Source organism: Vibrio cionasavignyae, assembly GCF_050337155.1.
Lineage (GTDB): Bacteria > Pseudomonadota > Gammaproteobacteria > Enterobacterales > Vibrionaceae > Vibrio > Vibrio nomapromontoriensis.
Genome location: NZ_JAKJSR010000023.1, coordinates 115,107 through 137,369, shown reverse-complemented (window position 1 = coordinate 137,369; position 22,263 = coordinate 115,107). Strand labels below are relative to the sequence as shown.

Annotated in this window: 17 protein-coding genes, 7 tRNA genes and 2 rRNA genes; 17 read left to right on the top strand and 9 right to left on the bottom strand. The window is 44.4% G+C overall.

What is annotated here, in order from left to right:
* The 4 genes from L4D74_RS18705 to L4D74_RS18690 form a co-directional block, all read left to right on the top strand.
* Positions 1 to 193, top strand: a 23S ribosomal RNA gene (locus L4D74_RS18705); the annotation flags it as partial.
* Positions 194 to 287: 94 nt separating this feature from the next.
* A 5S ribosomal RNA gene (rrf, locus tag L4D74_RS18700) occupies positions 288 to 403 on the top strand.
* 58 nt (positions 404 to 461) lie between these two features.
* A tRNA-Asp gene (locus L4D74_RS18695) sits at positions 462 to 538 on the top strand.
* Positions 539 to 627: 89 nt separating this feature from the next.
* A tRNA-Trp gene (locus tag L4D74_RS18690) sits at positions 628 to 704 on the top strand.
* Between the two features lie 230 nt (positions 705 to 934).
* Here the strand turns inward: L4D74_RS18690 and L4D74_RS18685 are convergent.
* Positions 935 to 2,467: a phospholipase D family protein gene (locus L4D74_RS18685; RefSeq protein ID WP_428753918.1), complete on the bottom strand. Its 1,533-nt coding sequence runs from the start codon at positions 2,465 to 2,467 to the stop codon at positions 935 to 937.
* Positions 2,468 to 2,560: 93 nt separating this feature from the next.
* Positions 2,561 to 3,451: an HTH-type transcriptional activator IlvY gene (ilvY, locus tag L4D74_RS18680; protein ID WP_265675218.1), complete on the bottom strand. Its 891-nt coding sequence runs from the start codon at positions 3,449 to 3,451 to the stop codon at positions 2,561 to 2,563.
* Positions 3,452 to 3,596: 145 nt separating this feature from the next.
* On the opposite strand from ilvY, the gene ilvC reads away from it, so the two are divergent.
* Positions 3,597 to 5,081 carry a ketol-acid reductoisomerase gene (ilvC, locus tag L4D74_RS18675; RefSeq protein WP_265675118.1) on the top strand — a complete coding sequence of 495 codons (1,485 nt, stop codon included), beginning with the start codon at positions 3,597 to 3,599 and terminating at the stop codon, positions 5,079 to 5,081.
* Positions 5,082 to 5,183: 102 nt separating this feature from the next.
* Here ilvC and ubiK read toward each other — a convergent pair whose 3' ends face one another.
* The 4 genes from ubiK to L4D74_RS18655 form a co-directional block, all read right to left on the bottom strand.
* Complete coding sequence (ubiK, locus tag L4D74_RS18670; protein WP_265675119.1) at positions 5,184 to 5,435, bottom strand: ubiquinone biosynthesis accessory factor UbiK; 252 nt, start codon at positions 5,433 to 5,435, stop codon at positions 5,184 to 5,186.
* Between the two features lie 121 nt (positions 5,436 to 5,556).
* Positions 5,557 to 8,679 (bottom strand): multidrug efflux RND transporter permease subunit, encoded by a 3,123-nt coding sequence (locus L4D74_RS18665; protein WP_265675120.1) that lies wholly within the window; start codon positions 8,677 to 8,679, stop codon positions 5,557 to 5,559.
* 11 nt (positions 8,680 to 8,690) lie between these two features.
* Positions 8,691 to 9,797, bottom strand: a complete 1,107-nt coding sequence (locus L4D74_RS18660) for an efflux RND transporter periplasmic adaptor subunit (RefSeq protein ID WP_265675121.1) — start codon at positions 9,795 to 9,797, stop codon at positions 8,691 to 8,693.
* A gap of 18 nt (positions 9,798 to 9,815) precedes the next feature.
* Positions 9,816 to 10,397 (bottom strand): TetR/AcrR family transcriptional regulator, encoded by a 582-nt coding sequence (locus tag L4D74_RS18655; protein WP_428753917.1) that lies wholly within the window; start codon positions 10,395 to 10,397, stop codon positions 9,816 to 9,818.
* A gap of 178 nt (positions 10,398 to 10,575) precedes the next feature.
* Between L4D74_RS18655 and rep the strand changes: the two genes are divergently transcribed.
* On the top strand, positions 10,576 to 12,594 hold the full coding sequence (rep, locus tag L4D74_RS18650) for a DNA helicase Rep (RefSeq protein WP_265675123.1): 2,019 nt from the start codon (positions 10,576 to 10,578) through the stop codon (positions 12,592 to 12,594).
* A gap of 79 nt (positions 12,595 to 12,673) precedes the next feature.
* Here rep and L4D74_RS18645 read toward each other — a convergent pair whose 3' ends face one another.
* Complete coding sequence (locus L4D74_RS18645; protein WP_428753915.1) at positions 12,674 to 13,087, bottom strand: c-type cytochrome; 414 nt, start codon at positions 13,085 to 13,087, stop codon at positions 12,674 to 12,676.
* Positions 13,088 to 13,387: 300 nt separating this feature from the next.
* On the opposite strand from L4D74_RS18645, the gene L4D74_RS18640 reads away from it, so the two are divergent.
* The 5 genes from L4D74_RS18640 to L4D74_RS18620 all read left to right on the top strand — a co-directional run bounded on the left by L4D74_RS18640 (position 13,388) and on the right by L4D74_RS18620 (position 13,965).
* Positions 13,388 to 13,464: transfer RNA gene (locus L4D74_RS18640), tRNA-Arg, on the top strand.
* A 32-nt stretch (positions 13,465 to 13,496) separates the two neighbouring features.
* Positions 13,497 to 13,572: transfer RNA gene (locus L4D74_RS18635), tRNA-His, on the top strand.
* Between the two features lie 68 nt (positions 13,573 to 13,640).
* A tRNA-Pro gene (locus L4D74_RS18630) sits at positions 13,641 to 13,717 on the top strand.
* A 44-nt stretch (positions 13,718 to 13,761) separates the two neighbouring features.
* Positions 13,762 to 13,837, top strand: a tRNA-His gene (locus L4D74_RS18625).
* A 51-nt stretch (positions 13,838 to 13,888) separates the two neighbouring features.
* A tRNA-Pro gene (locus L4D74_RS18620) sits at positions 13,889 to 13,965 on the top strand.
* 245 nt (positions 13,966 to 14,210) lie between these two features.
* Here L4D74_RS18620 and L4D74_RS18615 read toward each other — a convergent pair.
* Together L4D74_RS18615 and L4D74_RS18610 are read right to left on the bottom strand one after the other, a co-directional pair.
* Complete coding sequence (locus L4D74_RS18615) at positions 14,211 to 14,774, bottom strand: porin family protein (protein ID WP_428753914.1); 564 nt, start codon at positions 14,772 to 14,774, stop codon at positions 14,211 to 14,213.
* A gap of 122 nt (positions 14,775 to 14,896) precedes the next feature.
* Positions 14,897 to 15,748: a LysR family transcriptional regulator gene (locus tag L4D74_RS18610; protein WP_428753913.1), complete on the bottom strand. Its 852-nt coding sequence runs from the start codon at positions 15,746 to 15,748 to the stop codon at positions 14,897 to 14,899.
* Positions 15,749 to 15,907: 159 nt separating this feature from the next.
* Here L4D74_RS18610 and L4D74_RS18605 point away from each other — a divergent pair, with 159 nt between their 5' ends.
* The 6 genes from L4D74_RS18605 (at position 15,908) to L4D74_RS18580 (ending at position 22,241) form a co-directional block, all read left to right on the top strand.
* On the top strand, positions 15,908 to 16,786 hold the full coding sequence (locus L4D74_RS18605; protein WP_428753912.1) for a LysR family transcriptional regulator: 879 nt from the start codon (positions 15,908 to 15,910) through the stop codon (positions 16,784 to 16,786).
* Positions 16,783 to 17,616 (top strand): LysR family transcriptional regulator, encoded by an 834-nt coding sequence (locus L4D74_RS18600; RefSeq protein ID WP_428753910.1) that lies wholly within the window; start codon positions 16,783 to 16,785, stop codon positions 17,614 to 17,616. Before L4D74_RS18605 ends, L4D74_RS18600 begins: the two co-directional genes overlap by 4 nt.
* A 94-nt stretch (positions 17,617 to 17,710) precedes the next feature.
* Positions 17,711 to 18,103 (top strand): hypothetical protein, encoded by a 393-nt coding sequence (locus L4D74_RS18595; RefSeq protein ID WP_428753909.1) that lies wholly within the window; start codon positions 17,711 to 17,713, stop codon positions 18,101 to 18,103.
* A 149-nt stretch (positions 18,104 to 18,252) separates the two neighbouring features.
* Complete coding sequence (locus L4D74_RS18590) at positions 18,253 to 19,278, top strand: hypothetical protein (protein ID WP_428753907.1); 1,026 nt, start codon at positions 18,253 to 18,255, stop codon at positions 19,276 to 19,278.
* 56 nt (positions 19,279 to 19,334) lie between these two features.
* A complete protein-coding gene (locus L4D74_RS18585; protein WP_428753905.1) occupies positions 19,335 to 19,892 on the top strand; it encodes a hypothetical protein in 558 nt (185 codons plus the stop codon).
* Between the two features lie 630 nt (positions 19,893 to 20,522).
* Positions 20,523 to 22,241 carry a dipeptide ABC transporter ATP-binding protein gene (locus tag L4D74_RS18580; RefSeq protein WP_428753903.1) on the top strand — a complete coding sequence of 573 codons (1,719 nt, stop codon included), beginning with the start codon at positions 20,523 to 20,525 and terminating at the stop codon, positions 22,239 to 22,241.
* The last annotated feature ends 22 nt before the right edge of the window (positions 22,242 to 22,263 follow it).

Sequence of the window (22,263 nt, the reverse complement as noted above, 5' to 3'; positions counted from 1 at the left end):
TTGCCCGGTAGCTAAGTTCGGAATCGATAACCGCTGAAAGCATCTAAGCGGGAAGCGAGCCCTGAGATGAGTCTTCCCTGGCACTTTAAGTGTCCTAAAGGGTTGTTCAAGACTAGAACGTTGATAGGCAGGGTGTGTAAGTGCTGCGAGGCATTGAGCTAACCTGTACTAATTGCCCGTGAGGCTTAACCATACAACACCCAAAGGGTTTTGATTGGACTCAAAGCAAGAACAGATTGAATGTGTATTAAGAACTTTTATTAAGCTTTCCGAATTTTAAGAATTTGCTTGGCGACCATAGCGTTGCAGACCCACCTGATCCCATGCCGAACTCAGAAGTGAAATGCAGTAGCGCCGATGGTAGTGTGGGGTTTCCCCATGTGAGAGTAGGACATCGCCAGGCTTTGAACAGACATCTATTTGAAGCACAACTTAGGTAAGACTTTAGATAGAGCCACTGCGGAGTGGTAGTTCAGTTGGTTAGAATACCGGCCTGTCACGCCGGGGGTCGCGGGTTCGAGTCCCGTCCACTCCGCCATTTATTAAAAAGCCTCGTCAAATGACGAGGCTTTTTTGAATCTATCATGTTGATTTATTGAGTCAATTGGCATAGATTAGAAACAGTTTAGGGGTGTAGCTCCAATTGGCAGAGCAGCGGATTCCAAATCCGCGTGTTGGGAGTTCGAATCTCTCCACCCCTGCCATATTCAAAGGCTCTGACTTAGGTCGGAGCCTTTTTTATTTTCACTTTTTCAAAGCGATGTGTTGGGAGCTGGGTCGCCAGCGCGGTCAAATATCTCCACCCCTGCCATATTTAAAGCCTCGTCAAATGACGAGGCTTTTTTGCATCTGTAATGCGTGAAGGCTCTGACTTAGGTTGGAGCCTTTTTTGTTTTATCCCTATGTCGTTCTAACCCTTCAAGCGATACTAAAGCTAAAGAATGTTCTTAGGAACGATGCGATGCAGCTTTACGCCAACCCTTTTGGTTACGCTGACTTCATTATCAGGGTTAAAGTCTTTCGTTATCCGCCATGCATTTTCAGGTTCCATTTCCACCTTCATCGCTTTTGACACGTGCTCGGTGATTTCTGATGAGTAGATAATAGCAAAGCTCTCTGTGTTCAAATGAGCGCTACGTGGGTCAAGATTGTAGGTGCCAACAACGGTAACAGTGTCGTCAATCGTCATGCTTTTAGCGTGGAGACCAAAGATAGGTGTGGTTGGCAGTTTCTTGTACATATGCTCGGTCATTACCCGCTGCCTAACCTCGGCATCAGGTTTAAACTCATAAACCTCTACACCCGTGGCCAAAAGCTGCTTCCGGTTTCTCTGGTAACCACTAAACGCGGCGAGGTTGTCATTGGAAGCTAGGCTATTGGTTAAGATCTTTATTGAAATGCCCTTTTCAACCAAACTGCGTAGAAACTCACGATCCTTTTTAGTCGTCACCAGATAGGGAGTTTGGATCAAAATTGATGCTTGTGCGCTTTCAGCGAGATCAATTAGCTTGTCGCGAGTAATGCTACCCCCACCTAAGAAGGTCTGACGATCGTTCTTACCTGGCTTATCGGCGATGTATTCAACTTTATCAACGAATAAGAATTTTCCCTCTTTAGACAGTGCCTTAAAGGTCTCTGGTACCTTATCTATTTCAGCTCTTATCTCAGGATGAAAATGTTTCGGATTACAGGCATAGGAGTGCAACCGTGAAAAGTCTGGGTTGCTGTCATAGGGATTGGATTTGAATAGATCTTCGACAGGGACACTGAGCGGGCTACTCCAGTACTGCTCAAAGGAGGTATCGATCTCTTCAACCGCTTTGCCCGCGAGAAACACATCTCTATCGCGGAAGTTATACTCGTGGTCGAAGCCGAAGTATTCGTCAGCAATGTTTCTGCCCCCAGTAATGGCCACTTGGTCATCGACTAAAAAGACCTTGTTGTGCATTCGCTGATTGATACCGTGGAAATCAGTTAAGACTGTCGTCATCTTCTGCACGATGTTTTTGCCAATATTCACGTTAGGGTTGTATATTTTTATCTCAAAGTTGTCATGAGCAGCCAACATGAGTAGCTCATCCCCTTTAGCGTCGAGCATGATGTCATCCACCAATACTCGAACTTTAACACCTCGTTCAGCCGCTCTGACAAGGTAGTCGGTGGCAATTAAACCGACGTTATCGATTGAGAAGATAAAGTATTGCACATCGATGGAAGTCTCTGCCCGCTCGGTCAACCAAGCTCGAGACATCATCGCTTCTGCCCCCTGCTCCAGGACATAAACACCTGTGCTGCTCTTTATTTCAGCCTCGAAAGGTTGAGTATAGTGAGATAGCGGCAGGTGCTCTTTGTTGGAGAGTTCTGCGCAATAGTCCTTCTCAGATAAGGGCACACTATCTGGAGCAGACGCACAACCTATTAGCACTATGGATGTACAAGCGAGAACTGTTTTTTTGAATGTGAGCATAAGACAATGAGCCTATTGAGCAGAAAACTAACTATATAGTATCGATAACTTGGGTAATAAAGTATCCCAACTGTGTTATCCCACTGAGCCTTATTAAGGTTGAATATAGACCTTCTCTGCGACTTTCCAGAATGCGGAAAGCAGTGGGTTATCGAGATTCGAACGTTTACACACCACTCCTAGCTTGAATGGCTTAATGGGCTCCAGTTTCAGACGCTGGATCTTGTCTCTAACCGGACTGTTGACGATAACGACCTCTGGTGCAATGCCCACGCCACACCCCAGTGCCACCATGCTTACAATGGCTTCGTGACCCGATACTTGCGCATAGATGTTGGGCTTAATGCGCATCTTTTTAAACCAGAGATTAGCTCTTTCGCGAGCGGTACCCGCTTCTGGGACGATAAACGGGATCTTACTCCAGTCAGGCATGCCATCAGCAAGCTCAGAACCAAAGCTGCTGACTCCTGCTGGTGCTATGGCGGATAGTGGGATCTCACTGATGGTCTCAAACTCTAGTCGTGCCGGAAGCAGTTCGGGCAAAGCAGAGATAGCAATGTCGGTCTCATCATTCATGACCTTGTCTATTGCTTGCGCGGGATCGCCTGTTGAGAGCTCAAACTCGATGTAGGGATAGAGCAGCCTGAACTCTGCCAATAGTTCGGGCAGATGGCTGTAACTTGCGGTGACTGAACAAAACAGTCGTAACTTGCCGCGAAGTTCTTGTTCACCATGTTGGCTGTCTGATTGAAACTGTTGCCATTCGCTCACGATGTTGACGGCGATAGGCAATAATTTCTTGCCAGCTGGTGTCAGTTCTACCGAGCGGTTGTCACGCAAGAATAGGCTTTGATGTGTGTCTTGTTCTAGCTTTTGAATTTGTCGACTTAAAGCCGATGCACTGATGTGCATTGCTGTTGCGGTTTTGCTAAAGCTTTTACTTTCACAGAGGTGAATAAAAGCTTGGAGACTTTTTATATTCATATTACTTAGGATAAATGTAGTTGCATTAATTGCAATCACAACTTGTGAATATTTCACTTTAAGCAACTTAAAGTCTGTTTTAGTATGAAGTTATTCGATGATAAGCATCGGCACTATGGATAGAATTCAACAGGAGAGCCCAACTATGGCTAACTATTTTAATACTCTAAACTTGCGTCAACAATTGGATCAACTAGGTCGTTGTCGTTTCATGGATCGTTCTGAATTTGCTTCTGAAGCGGATTACCTGAAAGGTAAAAAAGTAGTTATTGTCGGTTGTGGTGCGCAAGGTCTTAACCAAGGTCTTAACATGCGTGACTCTGGGCTTGATGTTTCTTACGCTCTTCGTCAAGCCGCGATTGATGAACAGCGTCAGTCGTTTAAGAATGCGAAAGATAATGGCTTTGTTGTTGGTAGCTATGAAGATCTTATTCCCCAAGCAGACCTCGTGGTTAACCTAACACCAGACAAACAGCACTCTAACGTCGTTGAAACGGTGATGCCGCTTATGAAGCAAGGTGCTTCTCTAGGTTACTCTCACGGTTTTAATATTGTTGAAGAAGGCATGCAGATCCGTGAAGATTTGACGGTAGTAATGGTTGCACCTAAATGCCCTGGTACCGAAGTTCGTGAAGAGTATAAGCGTGGCTTTGGTGTTCCAACACTTATTGCTGTTCACCCTGAGAATGACCCTCAAGGTGATGGTCTAGAGATTGCTAAAGCCTGGGCTGCGGCAACAGGCGGACATCGTGCAGGTGTTCTTGAGTCTTCTTTTGTTGCTGAAGTTAAATCTGACCTCATGGGTGAGCAAACTATCCTATGTGGTATGCTTCAAGCCGGTTCGATTGTTTGTTATGAAAAAATGATCGCAGATGGCATCGAAGAAGGCTACGCGGGTAAGTTGCTACAGTATGGTTGGGAAACTATTACCGAAGCCCTTAAGTTTGGCGGCATTACTCACATGATGGATCGTCTGTCGAATCCTGCAAAAGTAAAAGCTTTTGATTTATCAGAAGAACTTAAAGACCTAATGCGCCCATTGTATAACAAGCATATGGACGACATTATTTCTGGTCACTTCTCTAGCACGATGATGGCAGACTGGGCAAATGATGATGCGAATCTATTTGGCTGGCGTGAAGAAACAGGTGAAACAGCATTTGAAAACTACCCATCAAGCGATATTGAAATTTCAGAGCAAGAGTACTTCGATAACGGTATTTTGATGGTAGCGATGGTTCGTGCTGGTGTTGAGCTTGCATTTGAAGCGATGACAGCGTCGGGCATTATTGATGAGTCTGCATACTACGAATCGCTACATGAGTTACCACTTATTGCTAATACTGTTGCTCGTAAGCGTCTGTATGAGATGAACGTTGTTATCTCTGATACAGCAGAATATGGCAACTACCTATTTGCCAACGTTGCAACACCATTACTTCGCGAGAAGTTCATGCCTAGCGTAGAAACGGATGTAATTGGTCGTGGTCTAGGTGAAGCATCTAACCAAGTGGACAACGGCAAGCTGATTGAAGTAAATGACGCTGTACGTAATCACCCAGTAGAATACATTGGTGAAGAGCTACGTGGTTACATGACTGACATGAAGCGTATTGCTGTTGGTGGTTAAGTGACTACCTAGTATTAAGTAATAAAAAAGGCTTACCGAGAGGTAAGCCTTTTTTATTTATCTGAAACCACAGAGATGGCATCGATAGCTCGGACAGTGATGTTATTTTTCAGATAGCTTTTGCTCTAACTCTGCAAGCTTCTGTTCCATTTCGGTAAGTTTTTGGCGAGTGCGTAGCAATACTTGGGTTTGTACATCAAATTCTTCACGGCTTACAACATCAAGCTTGTTGAGTTGGCCTTGAATAACCTGACGAACTTTTTGATCAACATCGGTGCCGAGCTCTTTGACAGGCTGAGGCATAGAGTCGTGGATCTGTCTGGCAATTTGTTCTAGTTTCTTTGGGTCAAACATTTCAATTAGCTCCTTTGCAGTTACTCAACATTTTATGTAATTAAGTTAAGATTGTCGCCAATTTAGGCAATAAAAAAGGCCACAATGTGGCCTTTTAGAGTTTGGTCATTTGTAGAGAAGACTATTTGTTGTCAGCAAGTTCTCGATGAGCGGCTTTCGCTTCATCAACACGAGCTAACTTTTCTAGATCTTTGTCCTCAACAAATGTCGGTAGAGGTTTGTGTTTCTCTGCAAGGTACGTATAAATTACTGGAAGAACAAACAGAGTAAACAGCGTACCGATAGCCAATCCAGATACGATAACAATACCGATACTGAAGCGTTGTGCTGCCCCTGCACCTGTTGCATACATGAGTGGAATAAGGCCAGCAATCATCGCTGCAGTCGTCATCAGTATTGGACGTAGACGCACTTTTGCTGCTTCTTTTACTGCATCCATACGGTTGAGTTTGTTATGCAGTTGCTCTTCTTTTGCTACTTCACAAATCAAGATACCGTGCTTAGTGATTAAGCCGACAAGAGTAATGAGACCTACTTGGGAGTAGATATTCATTGTTGCAGCACCCCAAGCAAGCGCAATCAAAGCCCCACAAATCGCTAATGGTACTGAAACCATGATAACGAACGGGTCTTTAATGGACTCAAATTGGATGGCAAGCACTAGGAAGATGATCGCAAGAGCAAGACCAAAGGTGGCATACAGTGCGCTACCTTCAGTTACGTATTGTCGTGCTTCACCCATATAGTCATGACTGTAACCATTTGGCAGCTTGTTCTCTGCTACTGACTCAAACCAAGTAATGGCATCCCCCATCGCTACACCTGGAGCCGGAACAGCGCCCACCGTTGCGGAGTTTAGTTGGTTGAAGTGAGGAAGCGAACGAGGCTCGGCAACGACATCAATGGAAATAAGACTTCCTAGAGGAATAGCTTGCCCGTCAGCAGAACGAACAAAGTACATGTTCATCGATTCAGGATTTAGACGATATTTACGCTCTACTTGTGGAATAACTTCATACGAACGACCATTTAAATCGATACGGTTAACGTATCCATCAGCCATCATTGTACTCAGCGTTACACCAATATCTTGCATCGTTACGCCATAGGCACCTGCCATATCTTTATCGATATTGATTTTCATCGTGGCAGAGTCATAGTTAAGATCTAGCGTTGAATATACGAACTGAGCGTTCTGTTGAACATCAGTCCAAACATCAGAAGCGATGGTAAATAGGCTCTCAAAGCTGTTTGGCGTAGTAATGACAAACTGAATCGGCAGACCAGAGCCTGCACCAGGCAGTTCAGGCATTTGGAAGGCAGTCACCGCCATTCCAGGAACATTGCTGACCAGTTGACCTACACGGTTCGCTACTTCTGCCTGACTCGCTTCACGTTGGCTCCAAGGAACCATGGAAGCGATACCAAATGCTTGGTTTGAATTAGGCACACCGGTAAATACTTGGGCAAACTGAACTTCAGGCTGTTCCGTTAAGATCTTATTGACGTCGTTCATGGTGTTTTGCAAGTAGTCGAGGTTAGCGTTAGACGGGCCAGTACCCATCAACATGACTACGCCTTTATCTTCCGATGGTGCCAGTTCACTAGGAATGAACTTGAACAATAACGGGAGGCTAGCAAATACAATGATCGCAAAACCAATGATGACAGGTCTATGTAGCATTACCGCCGACAGCATTTTTTCGTAGCGTGCAGTCATCTTGTCTAAAACATGATGCACCTTTTGCTCAAACTTACTTGGGGTTTCGTTGGCTTTTAGTAGCTTAGAACACATCATTGGCGATAGGGTTAACGCGATAATCCCTGAAATGAATACTGCCCCAGCAAGAGTCAAAGCAAATTCTTTAAACAAGGAACCAGTAATACCACCCATCAGTGCGATCGGGGCATATACGGCACCTAGTGTTAATGTCATTGCGATGACGGGTACCGCAATTTCACGTGTACCAATGATCGCGGCACGGAAAGGTGATTCACCAAGCTTAATGTGTCGATCGACGTTCTCTAGTACAACGATCGCATCATCAACCACCAGGCCGATTGCAAGCACCATCGCAAGTAGCGTCATCAAGTTCCATGAGAACCCAATAGCTTGCATGATCATAGCCACACCAATCAACGATAGTGGAATCGTCACGATTGGAATCAATACCGCGCGGAATGAACCTAGGAACAATGTAATAACGACCAAAACAATTAACGCCGCTTCAAGGATAGTCTTTATTACCTCTTGAATGGATTCGTTAATGGCCACGGTTGAATCGTACATGACGTTCATTTTGATATTGCTTGGTAAGTTCTTCTCGAGTTCAGGAAGAAGCTTCAGCACATCTGCAGCGATGTTAATTGGGTTAGCACTTGGCGCGGCATTGATAGCGGTAACCACCGCTTCTTGTCCGTTAGCACTCGCACGATAGACATCGTGACTCTTTTCTAGCGTCACCTTAGCGATATCGCCTAAACGAGTTACTTCACCATCGTCAGCCATGACGACCAAGTTACTTAACTCTTCAGTATTCGATACTTGGGTGTCGGCACTGCCGTTGTAAAGTACAAACTCACCAGTCGCTTGACCTGCAGCCGACTGGTAGTTGTTCGCGTTAAGGACGTTCATGATGTCCGTTGCGGTTAGCTTGAGCGCCGCCATTTTTAGCGGATCCAGCCAAACGCGTAACGCGTATTTCATACCACCGTACATGTCGACTTTAGACACACCATTTACCGTAAAGAGCTGAGGGTTGATCACTCGCTCTAGGTAATCGGTAATTTGGCTTGATGCAAGCTCATCACTGGTAAAACCAATATAGAGTACCGCGGTTGTAGAGCCGGTAGACATGGTGACGGTTGGATCTTCAGACTCACGCGGGAGCTGGGAACGAACCGAGTTGGTTTTCGCCAAGATATCAGACAGCGCTGCATTGGGATTAGTATTGAGTTTCATCGTGACTGTAATGGTGGATTTACCCAATACAGACTGTGATGTCATGTAGTCAATATTATCGGCTTGCGCGACGGCTTGCTCCAGAGGCTGCGTAATAAAGCCCTGAATTAAGTCGGCACTTGCACCGTAGTAACTGGTTGTCACAGTGACTACGGTATTCGTCATTTCTGGGTATTCACGTACCTGCATTTTGAATACTGCTTGTAAGCCAAGCAGGGCAATCAAAAAGCTGATAGATACCGCAAGAACAGGACGTTTTATGAAAATATCAGTAAAACGCATTTTGCCTCCAATTACAGCATCGGTGTTTTAGCAGGGGGAACGGTTGCGTCACTTTCAACAATGCGAACTTTAGCATCATTGTTCAAGCGAACTTGGCCAGAGGTGACCACAACGTCATTGGCTTTCACCCCTTCAAGGATATGAGCGATATCACCAGTGCGTTCACCCACTTCAATCACTTGCTGCTTAACGCGCTTTTCACCGTCGACGTCTTCAACAATGTAGACATTGTCACCATAGAGCGTAAAAGTAATCGCGGTTTGAGGCAGAGTGACTTGGTTTTCTAGTTTTGGCAAAATGATGTTGGCACGAGCAAACATGCCGCTACGTAGACGACCGTCATTGTTCGGAATGTCAGCTTGCACTTGAATCAAACCGCTTTGAATACTAACCGCAGGTTCAATCGCGCTAATAGAGCCTTTAAAGGCTTGATCAGGGTATGCATCCACAAAGATATCGACATCTTGTCCAATTGAGATTCTTGAAAAGTCAGTTTGTGGCACGGTAAAGCGTAGTTTCATAACACTGATATCTTCCAAGCGAACAATTTTGTCACTTGGTTGCAGGTATTGACCGAGGAATACATTACGGATACCGACAACACCAGCAAATGGTGCTTTGATTTCACGGCGGTCAATGGATGCCTTTAAGCTTTCAATGTCAGCCGAAAGTGAATAGTAGTTCGCTTCCGCTTCATCATACGCTTCTCGAGAAATAGACCCTTTCTTATAAAGGCCTTGATAGCGTTTATATTTAGCTTGAGCTGCCGGTAAGCGAGCCTCAGAGCTTTTCAGGTTGGCTTTCTCAACATCAGAATCGAGTTTCAATAGCTCTTGGCCAACTTCAACTTGAGAGCCCGATGTGAATGAAATACTGTCGATCACACCGCTTGTTTCTGTCGTTAGCGTGACACCTTGGTTTGGTTCAACAAAGCCGATGACTTCAATAACAGGAACCCAATCAACAGGCTTGACGGTGGTTGCTGTGACAGGGAACTCAGGCTCCGGTCGGTTAGCCAGGTATTCAGCAATTTTTTGCTGCTTAAACATGTTAAATCCTATCACGCTACCGAAAAGTAGTACGGCGATAAGAAGCATGAAAAATGTCCACTTTTTCATTCTGACGAAAACTCCAAATTAGTGTTTTATTATTGCATCCCAACTGGCTTCAATCGCAGATTCTAGCGCGTTGTCATCCAGTTGATATAATCCGAGAGCATGCTTTCTGGCAAGCGAAACGCTGGCTTCTAAGCTTAATCCCGAAAGGATTTCATTATCGAGGTCTTTGAAAACCCCTTGTTTCTTTCCTTCAGTGAATAGGTTGTCTACTTGGGCAAACAATTTTCGTTCTTGTTCCCGAGTTGCCTGATTATTCTTTGAAGGAATAGAATCGTATTGGGCACGAGTCTGTAGTGAATCATTATTTGAGGCTGCAATCCGCCATATGTTTAGCCACATGGTTCGATATTGCACCTTGAGTGGTTTATCGGCTTCAACGCCAACTTGTACTGCTTCGGCCATACAAGACACGACATGAAGGCGAAGTTCATCAAGCAGGTGATCTTTGTCATTAAAGTAGCGATAAATCGTTCCCGCAGCGACGCCAGCCTCGTTGGCAAGTTTTTGCATTGATATGCCTTGGATGCCAACCTCTGCGACCATTCTTTGCGCCGCTTCTAGTATTTGTAGCCGTTTGTCTTTTTGGTTCATTATGCTCATCAATCATCCGCAATTAGTGAATGAACGTTCATTCATTATAAAGCAATTGCCCTATATTTATGCAACTTATTTTTAAGCTATGTTCTATAAAATTAAAGAAAGACAGACATAGCGTGGCATCTTATCTTACAGCGGTCTATTATGTGCCCGTTACAAATCCGTAGTAGTGAGTGCAATAATGAAGCTGAACCCACAGCAAGATATGGCTGTAAAATACGTCTCTGGACCTTGTCTCGTTCTTGCTGGTGCAGGTTCGGGTAAAACTCGTGTGATTACTAATAAGATAGCTCATCTTGTACAAAACTGTGGTTACAAGGCGAGAAATATCGCAGCAGTGACATTTACCAACAAGGCGGCTCGAGAAATGAAAGAGCGGGTTGGTCAGACGTTGGGTAAGAATGAGTCAAAAGGCTTATTGGTTTCTACCTTTCATACCATGGGACTCAATATTATTCGTCGTGAGTACAAAGCGCTGGGCCTTAAAGCTGGCTTTTCGCTATTTGACGATCAGGATCAGCTCGCACTATTGAAAGAACTCACAGAGCAGCAGCTTGACGGTGATAAAGATCTGTTACGTTCCCTGATGAGTGCTATTTCAAACTGGAAGAATGACATGTTATCGGCAGAACATGTCAAAGGAGCCGCTCGCTCAGAGCAAGAGCAACTCTTTGCTTTTTGCTACGAAATGTATCTAGAACAAATGAAAGCATACAACGCATTGGATTTTGATGATCTGATTGCGATGCCCGTTCTACTGTTAAAAAATAATGAAGAAGTGCGTCAGCGTTGGCAGAGAAAAATCCAGTATCTTTTAGTGGATGAATACCAAGATACCAATACTAGCCAATATGAATTGGTGAAATTACTGGTAGGTGAGCGTTCGCGGTTTACTGTCGTGGGTGATGACGACCAATCGATATACTCTTGGCGAGGGGCGAAACCACAAAACCTTATCTTATTGAGTAAAGACTTTCCGAGCTTAAAGGTAGTCAAGCTCGAGCAAAATTATCGTTCAACGAGTCGAATCTTGCGTGCGGCGAATATCTTAATTGCGAATAACCCGCATATTTTTGATAAATCGCTATTTTCCGAAATTCCTGATGGTGAAAAGCTAAAAGTATTAAAAGCTAAAAATGAAGATCATGAAGCAGAGCGCATCACGGGTGAGTTGATTGGTCATCGTTTTGTCAATCGAACCAATTATAAAGATTATGCCATTTTGTACCGAGGAAACCATCAATCGAGACTGATTGAAAAGGTATTGATGCAAAACCGGGTGCCATACAAAATTTCAGGCGGCACGTCGTTTTTTGCACGCGCAGAAATAAAGGACATCATGGCTTATCTGCGAATTTTAGTGAACCCAGCTGATGATAATGCTTTCTTGCGTATTGTGAATACGCCGCGACGTGAAATTGGTCCTGTTACCCTACAGAAGCTAGGCAGTTACGCCAATATGCGTGGCAAAAGCTTGTTTGAGGCAAGCTTTGAACTGGGGTTGGAACATCACTTGTCAGGGCGAGGGCTAGAAAATCTGCGCCGCTTTACTCAATGGATAGTGAAGATTAGTGATAATGCTGAGCGAGGGAATACGGTTGAAGCGGTTCGATCACTGGTGCGTGATATTAAATACGAAGATTGGCTGTATGAAACCTCCTCAAGTGCAAAGGCTGCAGAAATGCGCATGAAGAACGTGTCTGACCTTTACTCGTGGATTGTCGCTGACCTAGAAGGGGACAACTATGACAAAGAAGAGAAGTCACTGAAAGAGGTGGTACAGCGCTTAACTCTGCGAGACATGATGGAGCGTGGTGAGGATGACGATGATAGTGATGCGGTTCAGTTAATGACATTGCATTCATCGAAAGGGCTCGAATTTCCTTACGTTTACCTACTGGGTACAGAAGAAGGTATTTTGCCTCACCAAACCAGTATTGATGAAGAGAATGTCGAAGAAGAGCGTCGTTTGATGTATGTCGGTATTACTCGAGCACAAAAAGAATTGACGTTCTCGCTGTGTAAAGAAAGACGGCAGTATGGTGAGCTCATTAAACCAGAGCACAGCCGATTTCTTGACGAGTTGCCTTTTGATGATGTGGACTGGGAGCAAACTAAAAAGCCAGTGTCACAAGAAGAAAGAATGGAAAAAGGTCAAACACACATCGCCAACATCCGGGCTATGTTCAACAAAAAATAGCATTGCTTCCCTTATTGACAAAAAAAGGGGAGCATCAAGAAGCAAAAGGCAGCTCTGTGGAGCTGCCTTTTTATTTTGCCTATAAACCTGCGATCATATGTTCGATTGCATCGACAATCTCGTCATCTGAGCAGTCCATACATGACCCTTTCGCTGGCATGGCGTTGAAACCATTAATTGCGTGGTCTTTTAGTACATCCTTACCTTGGGCGATTCGTGGAGCCCAATCTGCAGCGTCACCCGTTTTAGGTGCGCCACTAATACCAGTCGAGTGACAAGCGGTACAGAACATGCCATAAACTGCAGCACCATCCCTAGGACCTGCTGGTTCAGCCGCAACAGGTTCGCTGCCTGCTAGGTATACGTTTCCGACTGGCTTAATACGTTCAGCAATGGCATCGTATTCAGCTTGGTTTACATCCGCTGCAAAGCTAGCGGTAGAAAAAGTTAGAGCGGCGCACAACACCGTTAAGATTTGACGAGACATATCCATTAAACTCACTTTACTATCCAAAGGTGGCAAGTCGTAGCTTGCTTGGGTTTATTATGATTCTAGGTTTATTCTGCATTGAGACTTAACGGCTGTTAAATCAATGTAAATATTGGGTGATTATATCCTGTTAACTTGTTGCAATAAACAACAAGTTTTCAGCTTCACGGGGTGAATCACATCGCATACTGGTTCTTTTAAGCCAATAACTGCTGAAAAAGACGGCAAACAATAAAAAAAAGTGAAAAAGTACTTTACGCCATAGTGTGATATCCGTATTATTCCACTCCGCCGATAGGGCATGCGCCTGTAGCTCAGCTGGATAGAGCGTTGGCCTCCGGAGCCAAAGGTCGAAGGTTCGAATCCTTTCAGGCGCGCCATCCGGACTAACAAATTGGCGAAAGATATAATGGTGGCTATAGCTCAGTTGGTAGAGCCCTGGATTGTGATTCCGGTGGTCGCGAGTTCGAATCTCGTTAGCCACCCCATTATTTGGTAACCTCGGTTTCCAGTTTCGATTGTTACAATCGGGACGAAACGTTCGAAAGAACATTGTCGGTGAATAGCGCAGCTTGGTAGCGCATCTGGTTTGGGACCAGAGGGTCGGGGGTTCGAATCCCTCTTCACCGACCACTATTTCAGTTAAAGCTTAGTGCTTTAACAAAGCAAAATTAGTGGTGGCTATAGCTCAGTTGGTAGAGCCCTGGATTGTGATTCCGGTGGTCGCGAGTTCGAATCTCGTTAGCCACCCCATTAATTAGGTAGCATAGCTTCCTCTTACGATAACATCGTAGAAAATATTGTCGGTGAATAGCGCAGCTTGGTAGCGCATCTGGTTTGGGACCAGAGGGTCGGGGGTTCGAATCCCTCTTCACCGACCACCATTAAGAAACCTCGTCGAAAGACGAGGTTTTTTTTCGTCTGCAATTTGACGAGAGCTCGGGAAAGAAGTGCATTCAGAATGGGAGAGGCGTAAGACTATACACGGTGTTCTTGCCATGTGTTGAGGTATTTGTACGGAATGTAGAAAAAGTGATTGGTAGTGGTTAGGCAATGACTAGAGCTGGAAATACCGCTATAAACGAAACAAGTTGCATCCGTGCAAACTTGGTAGGTTAAATGGGAACTAGAACTTGTAGCTTAGACCTAAATTGATGGACTGGGCATCAAAATGCTTGTGGTTTGATAGTTTCATTAATTCAACATTTGCACCAAGAGAATTAGTGAAGTTGTACTGAGCCCCCACACCGTAAGAAAATGAGTTAATGGTTTTTTTATTGCTGTTTGCGGCAAAGCCTGCTTGTTTTAAGCGAATGTTATTAACGCCGGCAAGGCCATAGAGCTCAATGCTGTCAGAGACATTGAACTTCATTTTTCCGTAAATCCCCGTTTGATGGTCGACAGCTAAACCTTGCCCATTTTTCTCTATTTTACCGCTGTCACGACTATGGCGAAGTTCGGCGCCAAACATTGAATTAAAATCATATCCCGCCTTTAATCCTAAAGAACGGAAATTGCCCTTAACTTTTTCTGTTTTTTTCTCTTCTTTCAAGTTATCCGTGTTTGAGGCTGACATAGCCCCTAAATACGTACCCACATAGAAGCCAGAATCACTTGATGCCAAGGCTGGTGCAGAGATAGCGGTTGCTAGGGCTAGAGTTGTAGCGGTTTTCAATGTTACTTTTTTCATATTTTCCTCATTAAACTTGGTCTTTTGACCTTATCGTGTATGTCAATGCGTATGATATTTAAACGTGCTGTCATTCGAAAATCAGACACTGTCTCGGTTCCATACGGAGATGGGGGCTAGCGCTAAACATGCTGGCAGAGTACGTTGTAGATGATTTCTCGGATACCGAGTGAGTGCTCAGAGTCACGATACCCCAGCCCAAACTTGCTGCGTTGGATGGCCTCGTGATGATTGATGATGACCAGTTCATTATGATTGAGCTCATTTTTAATTGAGTCTTGATCAATGCTAATCCAACCAATGCCGTCTTTGGCTAGCTGCTTGGCTGTGGCCAAGTTATTGACGGACAAGTGATCAAATTTATAGTTACCCCATACGGATTCACTTTGTTGTTGTGTTATCGCAATCGCGAGGTGCTGACTAAGCTGCTCTGTTGATACTTCGTCGAATTGCGCTATTGGATGCCCTGGTGCGCAGACAGAAATAAATTGACGCTGAGTAACATTCATAAACTCCCACTGTCCAATGCCACTATAGGGATAGTGGCTGATAATAAAGTCGTATTGCTCTGAAGCTATTAGGTCATCACAGGTCGCACACTCAATCTGAAGTTCTATGCCAGGCTCTATCTCGCGCAGTTGGTGAATGAGAAGAGAGATTATCTTTGGATTGATAAAAGTAGTGATCCCAAGTCGAATTCGATCCGTACCGGAGCCGTTAATTTTCTCGACTTGTGATTCTAGTTTTTCAGACAGTCTTAGGATTGATGATGCTTTATCTAGAAGTGCTTGCCCTTGCTCGGTGAGAATTGGTTTATGACCCGCACGGTCAAACAGTTCAATTCCCCAGTCGAGCTCGAGATTCGCTATCCATTGACTGACTTGGACGCGACCTTTGTTCATGGCTTTAGCGGCCGCTGAGATAGACCCAAGTTCGGTGGTCATGACAAAAGCTTTGATTGCATTGATGTTCATGGTAACCCTTATTCAATTCGTTTATTACAGTGCTAAATGATCAAAGTGCTCCGTACCTGATATCTCAGCAAACATAAGCCCACTCCTTGAAAGCTGTGAGTATGTTAATTATCTTTGATGAACTAATATCTATTGCTTATGGTTTAAAAAGGTTATCACTTGGCATCTATTGAACAGCTAGAAAGCTTCGTCGCCGTCGCTCAGGTAGGCTCTGTGGTCGCCGCGGCAGAAAAGTTAGGCAAAACTCACGGTCCAGTTACGTTGGCTATTCAAAGTCTCGAAGCCCGTTGGGGGAGGTTATTTGTCGAAAATACGGCAAAGCGACAGTTGTCAGAAAAGGGACAAGCCTTACTGCCTTGGGCTGAGGCGGTAGTGGCGAGTTATTATGAATTAAAGAACTCCGCCGTCCAGGTCTCACCGAGTCAAGTATCTATAGGTATTGATAGCCAGTTGCCACAGCACTGGATGAAAGAGCTGCTTTGGAGTGTGATGGATCTTGATATTCGCTGTCAGTTTTATTTGTTACCAAGTGATGAGCTAATCAAGGCGTTTAATCAGCAGCGTTTAGATTGGGTTGTGACGTTAGCGGATTTGCCTTGGCCTGAAACGAGCAATTTTTTCTCTATAGGTCATATAGAAAGCTATTTAGTGACAAGTAGTCCACAGCTTGACTCTTTTGATGGCCCACTTCGTTTGGATAGTGGCCTGCTGTTGAGTCTGCCACAGTTGTCTCTTTCACACCCCAATCGAGTTGATGTACCTATTTATAAGCGCTTTGACTATCCTTGCCCATGGCAAATTCGAGTCAGCGATTACCATCTGGCTTCGGCTATTTTGGCTAAAGTACCCAGCCATTTATCGTCTGTTCTTGGCAATATAGATTTAACTGAGACAATGAGCGTCAAGGATGAGCCTCATTTAAAGGCAGCATGGGGAGTCTTGGTGTTCTGGAGTGATCACCTCGCGAAAAGTGAATTGCTGGAAAAGCTCAATGACTGGGCCATGCATAAATCCCAACAGCAAGAGGGACAGCAATGACCATCGATCAGATCCGAATATTTGTTGCGGTGGCGCATCATGGCAGCATGAGAAGCGCGGGTCGTGCTTTAGGGAAATCTCAACCAGCTATCACTGCGAGCATTAGACGCTTAGAGATTAGTCTTGACGGTGAACTCTTTGCTCCGGGAAGTCGACCAGCAAGGTTGAGCCGTTTTGGAGAGCGATTTTTAAAGCGGGCAACGGAACTAGTGAATATCTTAGAGCTAACGGATGCGTTTTCTAGCCGAAGTAGTGTCAAAAAATTGAGCGTGTGCTTTGACTATGGTCTGTCTTTCTATGAGGTGGTTGATATTTCGCTACTGCTATTACGAGAAAATCCATTGCGTAGCTTGGATTTATTTCGAGTCGATACACACGCGATACAGAAATTATTGATTCAACAAGAAATTGACATAGCGATCACTCAACCTTTTAGGCACTTACCTTCTCATCTTCAATCTAAACCTGTTGGCCGGCGTGAATTTGTCGAAGTACAAGCTCCAGAACAATCCGGTAGACGACATCGACAGATGTTTGTTCACGGAAGTCAGGGGCAGCCGTTATGGTGTTCAGAGAGCGACAGTTCGTTAAATGCAATCTCGTTTAATCGACCTCAAGATATGTTAAGTGCGATGCGTGAGTTTTATGGGATTGGTTGGTTGCCAAAAGGGGAAGTCGAGGAGTCTCTTGCGGGGCATGAGCTGGTACTTACCACGCGAGATTCAGAGAAAATAGGCTATCAACTGATATGGCAAAGTGATGTTAATAGTGAATTGAAGCTGGTGGAAAAAATACACCAATTAAGCCAATCATTTGCGGTTAATGCGTAGTTTCCTGTGTCATAAAGTGATGACACATATGGTATTTACTTTCGTTGAAAGCTCTTTACTCTTACTTGGCACATAATGAAAAAGGAGTGTGACTATGGCGAGAAGGCTTATACGCTTAGCGGTAATGATGGTGGTTTCTATTTCCCCTAGTGTCTACGCTCAATATGTCGCGGAATTGAATTTAATGATCCGCGGTGTTTATCAAGGCAAAGTTGAGATAGGGCTGCAAGATAGACAAGTCATCAAGAAAAATGAGACCACACAAGTCATATTGTATAGTCAGTCGAGTGTGAATCAAGATATAGCCACATTGCATTTTGTCGTCGTCGAACAGTCACTAAGCCACCCACAAGACCAAAATCAGCTCGTTTTACCGACGATGATCACTGAAGTGAATAGTGAAGCTGGCGTTGAAGTCGGTGATGAACATGGAAGCAATATTCACTATCAGGTAGTGGTGCGTAAGGAAGATCCCCTCTCTTATTAATTTTCTTCCGTAAAAGGTGCGACTCATGCATCTTGGTTCCGTTTTGTTTCAGACACTGATTTTTGAAGCCGCCTTTGATTCGATACGCTTAACTCGTTCATTGGAGAAGGGACTCTCTATCTTTAAATCACCTTGATCGGAGAGATAGCATGCCCAAATTAAGCGTAAGTCAAAAAATACATGTACCAGCTGAAACTCAGGACAGCTATGGCGAGTTTAACCTCTATGGGAAACTGCGAGAGGTTATTTTGGGTCACAGTGACAATATGCGCTTGCCTAAATTAACCGACGATATTAAGGCCACGTACCAAAGTGTCATGCAACCTGAGTTATTTGAAATGTGTGATAAAGCGGGCGGGCAGCTATTATCGGATGCTTACCCAGACTATCTCGCAGGCTTAAAGAGTGAAACTGAAGCATTGGCAAAAGCACTACAGCGCTTTGATGTGAACGTACTTCATGCTCGAGGTGTATCCGAAAGTGAAATACAATTTTGCCAAAATTCTACGGTGTTTACTCAAATATTCGCAGCGGAGCCGCTGTGGGTCGTGGGGCGGAATGTGCTAGAGAATGTATGGGCAAGCGATATCGCTTGGGCAAGCATAGCGCCAGTCAGAGAACTGCATCAACCATTTATCGACAACGACAGCAACATCTTACACTACACAGCGCCGAGACCGACGATGTCGCGAGATTATGTCTATGAAGGTGGAGATGTGCTTAATTTGGGTGATGGACGAGTCCTGGTGTCCACCGGACCTTCTTCCACCAATCAGCGTGGGGCTGAATGGGTCAAACGTATGCTCGAACATGATGGTTATCAGGTTTGTATTATCAACCTTCCTGACGTGGGTATTCATCATCTATTCGCCGTGATGTGTGTTGCTGGGCCAAAATTGGTCATTGCTTATGAAGAGTCATTCCCAAATGGGCTACCTGAATTTATGCGTGACTTTGATGTGATTTGGGTCAACAGAGCAGAAGCGCTCGCGACTGGCCCTTGTGCTGTGATGCTTGATAATAAGCATATTCTAGTACCAGAGGAAGCGCCGCAACTGTGTCAGCAACTAGCAGAAAAAGGCATGACGCCGGTGACAGTCCCTTTCAAACATCATGCGAAATTGTGTGGTGGTATCCGCTGTAAAATATCGGTTACTCGCCGAGCACTTTCTTAACTAACCTTTCATGATGCCCCTGTTGTATAACGGGGGCCATTTTGGTGGTGACAATAATGAAGAAGCAAATAACGATCTATCGAAATCGGTTTGTCGATAACATTCGGCTATTTTCAGGCATATTGATGCTGGTTATTGCCTGCGCGAGCCCCTTATTGATTCCTATCATTTCGACTTTAAAAATTGGTAACGGCTCAAAAGCGTTACTTAGTGGGGCGATGATCTTTGGGGTGCCTGAATTGGCAACGCTGGCTGCCGTGATGCTACTTGGTAAAGAGCGATTACTTGCCATTAAAAATTGGATCGTAGAAAAGGTACTAAAGCTTAAACCACAGCGCAAATCGACAAAATTAGGTTATTACTCGGGACTAATACTGATGATGGTTGTTGGGCCTATCATGAATATTGTGCTGTTTTATCTGCCTGTCTTATCGCCAGACTGGGTTGAATCTAGGCGGGTGATCGGCGTAATTTGCGATGTGACTTTTATCGTGGCTTTATTTATGGCGGGAGAGCAGCTTTGGGGAAAATTAGAAGCAATTTTCTCTTTTGATGCACCTCAGAATATCTGTGGCGTGTTGGTCGATGACCCTGGAGATCGTGACCGATGCTAGTGGTATTGAACCATTTACTCGCGAAAATAATAAGTCATTTGTGTGAACTTTAATCAAGTGAATAACATTTACGCGATTCTCTTTTGATGAGAAATAGGCGTTAACGCTGCAATCTGTGAAAAATACAGATTTTTATTTAAAAACTTATGGGGTGATATGTTGCAAACAAGCACGGAATAAAGTGCTGATTTATGAAATTATTTAGGCTGTAATACGTAACAGCGTTGTCTTAAACTAGGTTTTAGTACTGTATTACGGAGTGATCTGATACTTATGTTTCTAATGTGTTAAATGCGAGCTGGAATAACTATGCGATACGTTATGGTCATTAATATTGCTAATAACGTGAAGCTTGGCGTTTTATTTTCGTTTTACCGCACATTTTTCGGAGCTAGTATCAACTTTTTACCTAGTTTGAAGCACTACTATATGTAATTAAAGTGCATATATATGTATTCATACTGCTTTGGATTTGCTTGATCTCGAATTTTTATCCTATTTTTGTTGCTTTTCTGTGAAAGATTTGCCAAATTGATGCCCTTATAAATAGTCAGCAGAAAATGCTGTCTACGAATGGATTCAGTTTTGCAGACAGGGGCAGAAAACTGCCAAAGCAGTAGAGGTCTGGTAATGTCATTATTAGAAGTAAAAAATCTTCGTATCGAATACCCATCCCGCCATGGGATACATGCCGCGGTTAAATCTTTGTCGTTCAATGTTGAGCGTGGCGAAATAGTTGGTGTGGTTGGGGAGTCCGGTGCCGGTAAATCAACGGTTGGTAACGCGGTTATTGATTTGCTTTCTCCTCCTGGAGTAGTCGCAGCTGGCGATGTTTTCTTGGATGGTGAAAAAATATCAGGGCTTTCTCCGGAAGCCATGCGCAAAGTCCGTGGTTCAAAAATTGGGTTTATTTTCCAAGACCCAATGACCTCTCTCAATCCACTTTTCACGGTTGAGCAACAATTAAAAGAGACCATCCACGCCAATATGGACGTATCGGATGAGGAAGCATATCAGCGCTCGCTTAACCTAATGAATCAAGTGGGTATCCCGCAACCAGAAAATCGTCTTAAGCAGTTTCCACACCAGTTTTCGGGTGGTATGAGACAACGTGTTGTTATTGCCATTGCCTTGGCTGGTGAGCCAGACCTTATTATTGCGGATGAACCAACAACGGCGTTGGATGTATCGATCCAAGACCAAATTTTGGGTTTGATTCGCGATTTGTGTATCAAAAACAACGTGGGTTGTATGTTGGTGACGCATGATATGGGTGTGGTTTCTAACGTGACCGATCGTGTTGCCGTTATGTACCGCGGTGATTTAGTGGAGTTTGGCGCGACAGCAAAAGTGTTGGGCGATCCCGATCATCCATACACACGCAGTCTTATTTCAGCTGTGCCACGTTCTGATATTAAGCTGGGGCGTTTCCCGCTAGTGAGTTATATCGAAGACGCTAAAGAAATGAAGCCTCTTGATATTAAGAATCACTGGTTAGGGCAAAGCCAGGATCAGCGAGAGTATACGGGACCATTGTTGAACGTAGAAAACGTCAACCTGCGGTTTATCACCAAAGATTCATTATTTGAAAGTCGTCGTGAATACGTGCAAGCGTCTAATAACGTTAGCTTTGAAGTGCATGAAGGCGAAACGTTTGGTTTAGTGGGGGAGTCTGGCTCTGGTAAATCAACCATTGCGCGTGTGATTGCGGGGCTATATGCGCCGAATTCAGGCAAGGTTAGTTTTGAGGGTATTGATCTTACAGGATTGAAATCTGAAAAAGAGCGTCGTCCGATGCGTCGTCAAATGCAGATGGTGTTCCAAAACCCGTACACTTCGATGAATCCCCGTATGAAAGTCTTCGACATTGTTGCGGAACCCATTCGTTTTCATAAGCTGACAGCGAATGAGAATGAAACCAAGCAAATCGTTGAAGATCTGCTAGAGCATGTTGGGCTTGGGAAAATGGCAGGGTTGAAATATCCACATGAATTTTCTGGTGGCCAACGTCAGCGTATTTCTATTGCTCGTGCACTAGCAACCCGTCCAAGACTATTGATTTGTGATGAACCTACGTCGGCACTCGATGTATCCGTTCAGGCTCAAATCTTGAACCTACTTAAAGATTTACAACAAGAGCTCAATCTAACCATGCTGTTTATCAGTCATGACTTGCCTGTTATTCGCCAAATGTGCGACAGGGTAGGTGTGATGCAGATGGGGACATTGCTTGAGGTTGCCCCAACAGAGCAACTCTTTACCGCTCCTCAGCATGAGTACAGCCAACATTTGATTTCCTTAATGCCCGAATTTAAGGGTTTAAGAGAAGGCGCAGTAAAAACGGCGTAAGCCAATAAAAAATCCCTATTGG